General features: G+C 66.4%; 9 protein-coding genes. 4 read left to right on the top strand and 5 right to left on the bottom strand.

Features of this window, described 5'->3' with window-relative positions:
* Window positions 1-53: 53 nt before the first annotated feature.
* Window positions 54-1370 carry an FAD-dependent oxidoreductase gene (locus JWS14_RS26390; RefSeq protein ID WP_095863272.1) on the bottom strand — a complete coding sequence of 439 codons (1317 nt, stop codon included), beginning with the start codon at window positions 1368-1370 and terminating at the stop codon, window positions 54-56.
* Window positions 1371-1559: 189 nt separating this feature from the next.
* Here JWS14_RS26390 and JWS14_RS26385 point away from each other — a divergent pair, with 189 nt between their 5' ends.
* Window positions 1560-2720, top strand: coding sequence for an ABC transporter substrate-binding protein (locus tag JWS14_RS26385; RefSeq protein WP_072943157.1), 1161 nt, complete (start codon window positions 1560-1562; stop codon window positions 2718-2720).
* A gap of 68 nt (window positions 2721-2788) precedes the next feature.
* On the opposite strand, the gene JWS14_RS26380 is transcribed toward JWS14_RS26385, so the two are convergent.
* The 4 genes from JWS14_RS26380 to JWS14_RS26365 form a co-directional block, all read right to left on the bottom strand.
* A complete protein-coding gene (locus JWS14_RS26380) occupies window positions 2789-3592 on the bottom strand; it encodes an SDR family NAD(P)-dependent oxidoreductase (RefSeq protein ID WP_072942912.1) in 804 nt (267 codons plus the stop codon).
* 73 nt (window positions 3593-3665) lie between these two features.
* Window positions 3666-6239 carry a branched-chain amino acid ABC transporter ATP-binding protein/permease gene (locus JWS14_RS26375; protein WP_095863271.1) on the bottom strand — a complete coding sequence of 858 codons (2574 nt, stop codon included), beginning with the start codon at window positions 6237-6239 and terminating at the stop codon, window positions 3666-3668.
* A 5-nt stretch (window positions 6240-6244) separates the two neighbouring features.
* Window positions 6245-7114 carry a branched-chain amino acid ABC transporter permease gene (locus tag JWS14_RS26370; RefSeq protein WP_072942908.1) on the bottom strand — a complete coding sequence of 290 codons (870 nt, stop codon included), beginning with the start codon at window positions 7112-7114 and terminating at the stop codon, window positions 6245-6247.
* 104 nt (window positions 7115-7218) lie between these two features.
* Entirely contained in the window at window positions 7219-9153 is a 1935-nt protein-coding gene (locus JWS14_RS26365; protein ID WP_095863270.1) for an oxidoreductase, read from the bottom strand.
* A gap of 105 nt (window positions 9154-9258) precedes the next feature.
* Here JWS14_RS26365 and JWS14_RS26360 point away from each other — a divergent pair, with 105 nt between their 5' ends.
* The 3 genes from JWS14_RS26360 to JWS14_RS26350 all read left to right on the top strand — a co-directional run bounded on the left by JWS14_RS26360 (window position 9259) and on the right by JWS14_RS26350 (window position 11853).
* Window positions 9259-9954 carry an alpha/beta fold hydrolase gene (locus tag JWS14_RS26360; protein ID WP_072942904.1) on the top strand — a complete coding sequence of 232 codons (696 nt, stop codon included), beginning with the start codon at window positions 9259-9261 and terminating at the stop codon, window positions 9952-9954.
* 88 nt (window positions 9955-10042) lie between these two features.
* Window positions 10043-11080: an ABC transporter substrate-binding protein gene (locus JWS14_RS26355; protein ID WP_095863269.1), complete on the top strand. Its 1038-nt coding sequence runs from the start codon at window positions 10043-10045 to the stop codon at window positions 11078-11080.
* Window positions 11077-11853, top strand: a complete 777-nt coding sequence (locus JWS14_RS26350; RefSeq protein ID WP_095863268.1) for an SDR family NAD(P)-dependent oxidoreductase — start codon at window positions 11077-11079, stop codon at window positions 11851-11853. The genes JWS14_RS26355 and JWS14_RS26350 overlap by 4 nt, the downstream gene beginning before the upstream one ends.
* Window positions 11854-11926 lie beyond the last annotated feature (73 nt).

Genomic DNA, 11926 nt, shown 5'->3' with positions numbered 1-11926 from the left:
CGCCACCCGTGAGTACTTGTTAACCGCCGGCGGTTGACAATTACTCACGGGCGTCAGCAAGCTGCTCGATCCGCGGCGGCCAAGCCGAACACCAGAGCAGGTGCGATACCTCCGGTGTATGCGCGGTTGTAGAGTCCGCCGGTGTCCGATCCGGCGGCAAACAGTCCACTGATCGTGCCGCCCGCCGAATCGAGGACACGGCCGTGCTCGTCGATGCGGATGCCGTGGAACGGGAACGTCAGAGCCGGGCATGCCTCGACGAGGTAGTACGGACCCTCGTCGAGCGGGGACGAGTCGAACCTCCGCGGAGGCTGCCCGTCCGCACCCGCCGCGTTGAGAGAGCGGATCTGATGTGCGATCGCAGCGCCGTCGTAGCCCCACTCCTCGGGAAGGTAGGCGAACTCGTCCAGGTTCTCGGCGATTCCACACCGCCCACCCCGGCGCTGCGCGAGGTCGAACTTGTCGAGAGACGCGGCGCCTTCCACGTAGCTGCCGGTGATCCAGTCGCGGTAGACCCGCGCATCGGCAACGAGCAACCCTCGCGACTCGGGCTGCTCCAGCAGGTCCATCGTGGTCAGATGGTCCCCGACGGTCTCATCCGTGAAACGGCGGTTGTCGAGGTTGAACAACAGCGCGTGCTCGCTGTAGTAGAGCGAGAGTGCGACGAAATCGGACGGGTCGCGGAAGCGCACGCCCGTCGGTACGAGGTGGCCGTAGAAGCCGGACCGATCCGTCCCGGTCGCCGCGCCGACGGCCTCGGCCAGGCGAAGTCCGTCTCCCGCACTGGTGGGATTGGAACGCAGTTGCATCTCGCTCGCCGCGGGGTGGATGTGCGCGGAGGCCAACTCGGGATTCGCCTGGAATCCGCCCGTCGCAAGAATCGTCGCCGGGGAATGTATTTCACATTCGGTGCCGTCCGCGAGCTGGACACGCGCACCGGCGACTCCACCGTCCAGCGGGAGCAGCGCGAGAGTCTCTGCCCCTGTGTGCACCTCACCGCCGTGACTTCGGATTCGGCGACGACACTCGTCGATGTACCGGTTGGTGTCGAACTGATGCCCGGTGCCGTAGCGGAGTACGGTGACCGCGTCCGCGCAGTCGACGCCGAGGGACCGGATCCAGTCGATTCCGTCGGAGAACCCGTCGACCAGCGCTCGCCGCAATTCCGGATCACCGTCCGGGTTGACCTCGTCCATGACCTCGTGCGAAGGCGCGGTCCATGCGTATCCGGCGAACTGCGCGGACCCGCCGATCGCCGCGGACTTCTCGACGACGACAACCGATTTTCCGCTGGTCGCCGCCCGCGCGGCCGCAGTCAACCCGGCCATCCCGGCGCCGATCACAAGTACGTCGGTTTCGATTTCTGCCATCCAATGCTCCTCATCGCATGTGACCGAGCCGTTGTGTTACCACCGACACACTAACTCTTTAACTGAAGTCAGTTCAATAGTTCGGGAGATTGCCGAGCCGCGCGGCTCCGCGTCGTGCACGAATGTGATTGCCGACACACGAGTTCCCCTATAACATCCATTGAACTGAACTCGATTCAAGGAGTGGATGTGCGGAAAATTCTTCTCACGGTCGGCGTGGTTCTCGCCACAACCTTGACCGCCTGCGGAACGCATGCCGGCGACGGCGATGCGGGTGGCCCGATCAAACTCGGTGCGTGGCTTCCCCTCTCGGGGCCACAGGCGTCGGGCGGTCTTCCGCAGGAGGCGGGCACCCAAGCGTTCTTCGATCAGCTCAATGCGGCAGGGGGGATCCACGGACGCCCCGTCGAGTGGACGCCGGTCGACAATGCCTTCGATCCGCAGCAGACGATTCAGGTGGCGCGACAGTTGGTCTCTCGCGACCGGGTTGTCGCGATTGTCGGCGCCAACGGCACGGCCACCACGGAAGCAACGTTTCCGTTCGTCCTCGAACAGAACAAGATCCCCGTGTTCGGGACCTACGGCGGCTCCGCCGCCTGGTACGACCCGCCGCGGGACGGGTTGTTCGGCAGCCAGACGCTCTACGAGAACCAGGCGCGCGCTGCCGCGCAGTGGGCACTCGACGAGGGTGCCAAGAAGGTCACGATCATCCGCAACGATCCGGCCGCGTTCGTGAATGTGGGCGCAGTCGCCACGACCGAGCTCGAGAAGGCCGGTGCGGAGGTTTCGACGGTGGAGGTCAAGCTCGGTACCACGGACTACAGCCCGTTCGTGTCCCAGATCCGTGCGGCCGCACCCGACGCGGTCCTCACGATTCTGCCGATCCAGGAGGCCGCCGCCTACCTCAACGAGATGGCGCTGCAGGGTGTGAAGATTCCCAGCTACGGCTACTCCCCTACGGTCGGCAACAGCCTGCTCGACCTGGCAGGTAAGAATGCGGACGGATTCCGCGCCGTGTCACTCACGCTGCCTCCCACCGCCGACACCCCGGAGGTCGAGGAATACCGTCAGGCACTGGCGAAGTACAAGCCCGGCGAGAAGCCCGATTTCTACTCGCTGGCAACCTACGGTTCGGCCAAAGCGTTCGCCCAGGTTCTCGCGACCATCGACGGCGAGATCACGTCCGAGTCCATCACCGACGCGATAGTCGCGAGCGGCACCCTCGACACAGGCGTCATGCCTCCGCTCACGTTCAGCGCCGACGAGCATGTCGGCACCCGCAGCGTGGTCCGGGTCCAGGTCGAGGACGGCAAGTTCGTCCCCATCGGCGACTTCGTGTCGCCGCAGTAGCACCGCAGTAGCACTGTGTCCCGCCCCTGAATTCAGGGGCGGGACACAGTTGTCGGTGGGGGTGGAGCTCAGACGGTGAATCGCCCACGGTTGCTGAGCAACACCGCACCGACGACGTTCCTGGCCTGTTCCGAGGCGAGGAACAGCACGTTGTCCGCGATCTCGTCCGGTGTCGCGTACGGCACCGGTGTGTTGTTGACCCACTGCATTTTCAGTTCTTCCGGTGTGCGAGCGGACATGCCGGTCTCCGTCGGTCCGGGAGCGACGAGGTTGAGCCGGATGCCGAAGGCCACGACCTCCTTGGCGACGGCCTGGCAGAAAGCATGGACGGCCGCTTTGGACGCCGCGTAGTGCGGGTACCCCGTCAAGGTGTCGAATGCCGAGGACGAGCCGATCACGACGATCGCGCCACCTTTCGGCTTCATTTCCCGCACTGCGGAGCGCACCACGTGAAATGTTCCGTCCAGGTTGACCGACATCACACGACGCCACCGTGCATCGGTGAGGTTCGCCGTCAGGTCGATCGGGGTGCCCGCGGCAGTCGCCTCCGTGATGATCTTCTTGGACTCAGGGTCGTCCACACCGGCGGCGTGCACGACGACGTCGAGCCGGCCCTCGGCGGCGACGACCTCCGCCATGGCGGCGTCGACGGCCGCCGGGTCCGAGACATCGACCACTCGGACGATCGTCTTCGGATCGTCGCCGTACCGACGGCGCAGCTCGTCGACCACGATGTCGACCACGTAGACGCGGGCAGCACCCTCGTCGACGAGCTGCGCGACAACGGCTGCTCCGATTCCTGATCCGCCTCCGGTTACCAGGGCTACTGCGCCGTCGAATCTGCCGTGTCCTGCCGTCCGAGACTTGTTCATCTTCTCCGTTCTCCTTTTCTCCGAGCCTGATCGATCCGGACGGCGATTCAGCTTCGCGGAACGCCCACGGCCGTCACGGCTTTGGTACGAACACTTCCCCGATGTGCGCGGGGATCTCGGTACCGAAGTACGCCGCCTCCGCGATCTGACCGAATCCCGGCGTGCCGCTGTTGCCGCGCGCGACGACCTCACCTTGACGGAGAACAACGATCTCACTGCAGGATTCGAGCGCGCGGGCGAGGGACTGGTCGAGCAGGATGGTCGTGATGCCGCGACGCGCCAGAGCATTGACCTGCGAGTAGACCTCGTCGACCATGGCCGGGGACAGACCCAGCGCAGGTTCGTCGAGGATCAGAACCTCGGGGTCGGCCATCAGCGCACGGGCGATGGCGACCAGTTGTTGTTCGCCGCCGGACAGCGAGCCTGCCGGGATGTTCATGCGGGTGCGGACACGTTCGGGGAGTCCGTGCTGCAACTCTTCGAGCCGAGTGCGCAACCGGCGGCCGGAGATTCCTGCGGCGTACGCCGCGACCTCGAGGTTCTCGCGCACCGACAGGGTGCGGAACAAGGCACGCCCCTCGGGAACCAGGCTGAGCCGCAGCGCATCTGTGCCAGTGACCGTCCGGGTGCCGCCGGTCGAGTGCAGGTCGCCGTGCAGGATCCGGCCCAGGGTGCTCTTGCCGGCGCCGTTCGCGCCCACGATGCCGAGGATGCCGCCCGCGTGGACGTCGAGATCGATGCCGGACAACGCACGTACACCCGCGTAGTGGTGCTCGACCCCCCGCACGGAGATCAACGGCGTCGCCGCTCGGTCGATGTCGGGTGCGATCAGTGTGGTGTCGATGTTTCCGAGATACGAGTCGCGGACCGTTTGGTTCTGGAGAACGGTATCCGGGGTTCCATCGGCGATCAGCTCACCGAAGTCGAACGCCACCACCCGATCCGCGACGGCGAACAGATCGTCGAGGACGTGGTCGATGATGACCACCGAGGTACCGGAATCCGAGAGCCGGCGGATGTGTTCTGCGAGGGTCCGACGTTCGTCCGCGTCGAGGCCACCGAACGGCTCGTCGAGAACCATCAATCGCGGGTTGTCGGCCAGCGCCGCGACCGCACGGGCCAGATCGACCCGCTTCTGCAGCCCGAACGGCAGTTCTCCGGGGAGTCGGTGCACGTGGTCGGCCAACCCGACACTTGCGAGTACCTGCAACGCAGAGTCGCGATCGGCACGGCGCTCCCAACGGTTGACGACACTGACATTCTCGAGAACGGTCAGTTCCGCGAAAAGTTCGGCATGCTGAAATGTCCGGCCGAGGCCGAGCGAACGTCGACGAGTCGCCCGCACGCCGTTCAGCGGTCGGCCACCGAGTTCCATCGTCCCCTCGAGTTCACCGCCACCGATCAGGCCACACAGGGCGTTGACGAACGTGGTCTTGCCGGCCCCGTTCGGCCCGATGATCGCGAGCACCTCACCCGCACCGACGCGGAGATCGATATCGTGCACGGCCTGAAGACCACCGAATCGGACACCGAGTGCCTCCGTCCTCAGCACGGCCGCCTCGGCGGCATCGGCCCGCAGGTTCGCGCCCGATCCCGCAGTGTCGACGAGATCGGGTCCCGAGAGGGACGGCGCCGGGCGGCCGAGTGCCCGGGTGACCGGGACGAATCGGCGCAACAGCTTCCCGGCCGTCGGGACGATTCCATCGGCGAGAAACAGCAGGGTGAGAATCAGGACACCCCCGATCAGGTAGGGCTGGTCGATCGACAGGGACGACGCCAAGGTCGGTGCGGACGCCAGGAACGCGCCGCCGAGAACGGCACCGATCACACTGCCGGTCCCGCCGAGGACGGTCGCGGCAATCAGGTTGACCGCGAACACCATCGAGAACCCCTCCGGGCTGATGAAGCCCGACAGCAAGGCGAGTAGCACACCGGACAGGCCCGCGACACCCGCACTGATCGCGAAGCCGAGGCTCGACTGCAATTCGGGAGCGATACCGATCGACCTGCCCGCCAGGGGGTGCGTCTTGGCGGCGACCATACGCATACGGATGGTCGTGCGGCGCAGGAACACCGACACCGCGATCGCGAGACCGAGAATTCCGACGGCCAGGTAGGTGACTTCGTCGGACGACGGAACGAGGTCGCCGAGCGCGGTCTCGAACGTCTCGACCGGCACTCCCTGGTCGCCGCCGGTGACGCTCTTCCACGCACCGATGATCTCGAGGATCACCAAGGTGAACGCCAACGTCAGAAGGGCGACGTACAGCACGGAGAAGCGGGAGCCGGCGAAACCGAGGAAGCCTCCCAGCAGTGCGCACAAGACAACGGCGACAACGGAGGTGAAGGCAAGTCCCCAACCGTGACTGCTGCCGTAGGCGGTTGCATACGCGCCGATCGCAACCATTGCGGGGTGCCCGATCGACCAGATACCCGTCCACCCGGCGAGCAGCGAGATGGACAGGACGATCAGTCCGTACACGGCAGCGAGTCCGACCGTGTACATCTGGTAGCCCGGTACGAGTCCGGAAGACAGCACCACCAGCGTGAGGAGCGCGGCAGCCGGGCCTCCGAGGAGCTGACCGGCGCTGTACAGCCGCTGGGCGGTGCGTCCGGTGGGCTGGGCCGAGATGTCTTTTGTGACCATGGATATCAGACCCTCTCGAAGGTTTGGCGGCCGAAGATGCCCTGGGGACGAATGAGCAGCACGAGCACCGCCACACAGAAGACGAACGTGTCGCGGAAGCTGGCGGAGATATAGGCTGCAGCGAGGTTGTCCAGGACACCGATGATGAGCCCACCGATGACGGCGCCGTACATGCTGGTGAGGCCACCGAGCAGGATGCCTGCGAAAGCACGGAACAACACGGGGGCGAGGATCACCGGCGACACCCCGGTTTTCGGGGCGTACAGGAAGACTCCCAGCACCGCCAGCGCCATGCCGAGAGCCCAGGCGGTCCGCGCGACCTTGTGCGCGTTGATGCCCATGATCTCGGCGGTCTCGGCAGATTCGGCGACCGCGCGCATCGCAGATCCGAGCGGCGTACGCGTGAAGAGGTACGCAATGGCCGACACGGCCAGCGCGGCGAGGACGATCGTGGCGATGTCCTGCAGCATCAGATTCGAGTTGCCGATCGAGATCGTGCCGTCGATGAGCTGCGGGAAGCGTCGCGGCTGCTCTCCCCAGTACTGGCCGATCAGATGCTCGACAATGATCGACAAGCCCATCGTGACGACGAGCGCGGCGAAGAGCTTTCCCTGCCCCAGTGGACGGATCAGCGCTTCCCGCACCACGACTCCGCTGAGGGCTCCGAAAACGACCGCGACGACCAGTGCGACGACGATGCCCACGCCGGCCCCGTATGCACTGAGAGCAACATAGATGGCGAGAGTGGACAGCGATGCCATTGCGAAATTCATGACGTCGGTCGATCGGAAGATGATGACCAATCCGAGTCCGATGAGACCGTACACGGCACCGTTGGCGATGCCGGTGGTCAAGGTGATGAACAACTGATCCACGATGCCTCCGAGGGCGGCCGATTCGAATTGAGTTGACTTCAGTTCAGTAACCTAAGGGACCGCGAGTGTGAGCGCAACCACACCGCTGCCCCCGTGAGTACTTGTTAACCGCCGGCGGTTAACAAGTACTCACGGGCGACAGCATGGCCTTCGGCGACGGCGTGTGCGACCTTGCGTGGGACGAGCGCATCGCCGATGACGTGTACGCGTGGGTTGTCGGGCGCGAGGAGCGACCAGTCGGCCGAGCGCCGCTCGCCGGCGACGACGACCCGGTCGGCGTGGAGGCGGGTCCTCGCCCCCGACAGCGTGCTCTCGAACTCGACCGAGCCGTCGGAGACCGAGACGATCGACGACAGCACGCGCACGTCGACCGGTTGGCCCGACAGCCGGCGCAGATACTGCACGCGCCCCTCTGCGGGAAGGCCCGACGCGAAGGCCGCGGCCGGCGTCAGGACCGTCACGAGGTCGGCGCCGGCGGCGAGTGCGGCTTCGACCGAACTCGCCGCGGGCCAGAGCCCGAATCCGTCGTCGACCACGACGACATGGCCGGCGCCGCGCAGGGGCTCCCCTCCCCCGGCCAGTGCCTGCGACGTGAGCAGCGACGTCGTTCCTGCCGCTTCACGGGGCAGCGTCTCCTCGGCCCCGACCGCCAGGACCACGTCGTCGAAGCCCTCCAGCTCGGCGGCACTCACCCGGTGGCCCAGCCGGATCGTCACCCCCGACAGGTTGTCGGAGTAGTAGTCGAGGAGGCGACGCCAGCCGCTGCGGTGTGGTGCGCCCGCGGCAATCGCGAGCTGGCCCCCGATCCGGTCGCGACCGTCGAAGAGGGTGACGTCGTGGTCGGGTCCGAGCCGCGTCGCGCACTCGAGCCCGGCCGGGCCCGCACCGACGACGGCGATCCGGCGCCGGTCCGTGGACCGGCGCGTCGGGCCGAGGGTCAGCGGGTACGCCGGGCGTGCGGACTCGCCCGGCGGAGCGAGTTCCGGATTGACCGAGCAGAGCAGGACCGGGTCGAACGCCCGGCAGTCCTCGTTGCAGGACACGCACGGGCGGATCGAGGATTCCCGGCCGGTCAGCATCTTCCGCGGGAAGTGCGGGTCCGCGATCAGCGGTCGTGCCACGCCGACGAGGTCGGCACCCGACCGCAGGGCGGTGTCGATGGACGCACCGGTGCGGAAGGACTGTGACACGAGCAGCGGTGTCGCGGTGGCCGCGCGCAGCCGTCCGACCGCATCGAGCAGCGGCGGGTCGGTGACGGCCATGTCCCGGACGTAGGTGGTGCGGACGCCGACAGTGACGTTGACGTAGTCGAAGCCGGAGAGGTACGGAAGGAGCTCACACAGCCCGTCCATGCCGAGGCCGGCTTCTTCGCCCCCTTCTGCGGAGACGCGCACACCGAGGACGAGACCGGGACACGCGTCGCGGACCGCGGCCGCGATGCGGTCGAGGATCCGCACCCGCTGCGAGACCGTCGTGGCGTCGGGGCCGAAGTTGGTGACCGGCGAGAGGAACTGCGCCAGCAGGTATCCGTGGGCTGCGTGCAGTTCGACGACGGGGAATCCGGCGGACCACGCGTGAACAGCGGATGTGCGGAAGGCGTCGACGATCCCGTCGACTTCGGCGGGCCCGAGTGCGCGGGGACGCGTCGGTTCGCGAGGCGAGCGGACGACGGTCGGCCCCACGGGATGGCTCCACAGTTCGGCGCCGAGCGTTTCACGACCGAGGTGGACCAGTTGGCACGCCGCCACGGCCCCCTCCTCCGTGATCGCCCGTGCCCGGGCCTCGAGGCCTGCGACGATTTCCGGACGCCAGGCCTCGGTGATGTTGCCGTTGCGGTTGGCCGAGTTCGGTGACACCACGGTGCCGCCGACGATCAGCATCGCGGCCCCGCCCGCTGCCCGGCGGCGCCAGTAGTCTGCGTCGCCGGGCGACGGGACACCGCCGGCGACCGCTCCCGAGGCGTGCGCCGTCCCGACGAGTCGGTTCGCCAACCGAAGCGGGCCGAGCTGCAGCGGCCGAGCAGCACGTGGAGACGTCATGAATGCTCCTAACTGAACTGGATTCACTTCACGCTAGCAGGTGATTGACATCACACGGTAACTTCTTTAGATTCAAACTGATATCAGTTCAATTTGAGGGGAATCATGTCGTTCGTTCTCATCCATGGCGCAGGAATGGGCGCCTCCTGCTGGGACCCACTCCTGCCGTTGCTCGAAGGCGACACTCTCGCAGTCGATCTCCCCGGACGGGGTAGACGCCGGTCCGCCGACCCGCGGTCCGTCACCCTCGCCGACTGCACCGCGGCCGTCGTCGAGGATGTGGAGGCGGCGAACCTCGAGGACATCGTTCTGGTCGCACATTCATTCGCCGGAGTGACGGCCACGCCGGCCATGCCGGCGCTCGCGGGCCGACTGCGGCACGTCGTCTTCCTCTCCGCCGTCGTCCCGGCCGACGGCACGCGAGTGCTCGACCAGATCGACCCGGACGTCCGCGCCACAGTGGAAGAGTCGGTACAAGGCGGTGTCTATCGCCAGGATCCCGGGGGCGCCACAGCGATGCTCTGCAACGACATGGACGCCGAGCAGACCGGCTGGATGATCGACCAGCTGGTCGACGACTCCGCCGCGTTACTCACCGAGTCCGTCGATCTGTCCGGCCTTCGGGCCGACATACCCCGCACATACGTACGGTTGACGAAGGACGCCTGCTATCCGCCCGAACTGCAGGAGCGATCGGCCGCCGTCGTCGGCGGCGATACCGTCTTTCTCGAATCCGGCCACATGGCCATGGTGACGATTCCCGATCAGGTCGCCGCGCTGCTTCACAGGCTCTCGTCGTAGGCCGTCGCCGCGCATTCGATCCCTCGCTCCGCAAAACAAATACACGGTTTCGCATCCGGCGAACCGATTCCGGAAGGACGTTCATGCCATGAGAAGTGTGCCGATAAAGCTGATGGCGGTCGCGGTGGTCGCCGCGTTCGCTTCCGCCGCCTGCGGATCCGGCGGGTCCGGTGTCAGTCAACCAGTGTCGGGGACGTGGGACGACGTCGTCGCGGCAGCCAAGAGCGAAGGCAGCGTACTGCTGTACTCGAGCCAGAATCCCGCCAATCTCGAGGCGCTCAAAGTGGCGTTCGAGCAGGAGTATCCCGAGATCTCCCTCGAATACGTCCGGGGAACGGACGCCGACATCAACCCGAAGGTCGAGGTCGAGAATCAGACGAAACGCGGCACGGCCGACGTCCACATGCTCACCGACTCCGCCTGGATCGAGACGGCCGCGGAGTCGGGCACGTACTCGGCCGACCTCGTCGGCCCGGCGTTCGACGCGCCGGAGTACGAACCACAGAAGAGCATCATCTCCGACAAGTTCTTCCTGACCAGCGCGGCGGTGTTCTCCCTCGGATGGAACACGACAGCACTTCCCGGCGGTCTGCAGAAGCCGGAAGACCTCCTCGACCCGGCGTTGAAGGGCAAGATCGGCATCGTCAACCCGTCCGGTATCGCCTCCTATGTCGACTTCTACCGCTTCTTCGAAAAGAACTTCGGCCCCGGCTATCTCCAGAAACTCGCCGAACTGAAACCGCGCATCTACCCGAGCGCGCTGGGAGTCGCCCAGGCCTTGACGTCCGGCGAGATCGTCGCCACCCCGGTGGTGCAACCCCTGGTGCGGGAGAAGGAATCGGGTGCGCCCGTCGACTGGGCTCTGCCCACGCCGCCGTGGGGAACACCCTGGTTCACGCATGCCCTGTCCGCGGCGCCGCACCCGAATGCGGCTCAGGTACTGGCGAACTTCATGGTCACCCCGGCCGGCCAGAAGGCGCTGTCGCTCGGCTATGCGAGCGCCCTTCCCGGCATCGAAGGCAGCGTCGCGCGGGCCCAGGACATCGCACTGCCCAACCCGTCCGATCTGACGCCCGAATCGCTCACCGAATACCAGGCCGACTGGGAAAAGCGATTCATCCAGTGACTTCAGACGATGCGCGACTGCGTGACACCTGCGCTCTCGTCACCGGTGCGGCACGAGGAATCGGCGCCGCGACCGCGGAACTCTTCCATGCGCACGGCGCGACGGTGTACCTGTGCGACGTCGACGACGACCTGGGCAACAGTGTCGCGGCGAAACTCGGTGCGAGAGCCCATTATCGGCATCTGGACGTGACCGACGAAGCTGACTGGTCACGGGTGACCGCCGAGATGGCGGACCGCGGCCACCCGCTGCGTATTCTCGTCAACTCGGCCGGCGCCGCGTCCAAGGCGTCGATCATGGACACCTCGCTCGCCGAGTTGCGACGCATGATCGATCTCAACCTGGTGGGCACGTTCCTCGGACTGCAGGCCGCGGGCGCCGCGATGACCGCAGGCGGGTCGGTGGTCAACCTGTCCTCGCTGCGCGGTGTCCTCGCGACCGCCGAACTCGGTGCGTACGGCGCGTCGAAGTTCGGCGTTCGCGCCCTGACCCGCGTTGCGGCGCTGGAGTTCGCGGAGAAGAACATCCGGGTCAACGCGGTGTGCCCGGGCAGTATCGACACGGCCATCACCGCGGGCGCAGGTTTCGCCGACGACGACATGGATGCGTATGTGAAAAGCATTCCGATGCAGCGCCGGGGTCTGCCGCTCGAGGTGGCGAAGGCCATCCTGTTCCTCGCGGGCGACGAGAGCAGCTACGTCACCGGCACCGACCTCATGATCGACGGTGGAACGTCGGCGGGCGCCAGGACTCCCAAGCTCTCGTCGTCGTGACGGCCCGGCCGGGCAACTCCTTGCCCGCCGGGCTTCCCACCGCTACGCTGAAATGAACTGAATTCATTTTATC

It is taken from the genome of Rhodococcus koreensis (assembly GCF_017068375.1).
Taxonomy (GTDB): Bacteria; Actinomycetota; Actinomycetes; order Mycobacteriales; family Mycobacteriaceae; genus Rhodococcus_F; species Rhodococcus_F koreensis.
The sequence above is the reverse complement of the archived record's forward strand: the minus strand, read 5'-3'. Positions and strand labels throughout refer to the sequence as shown.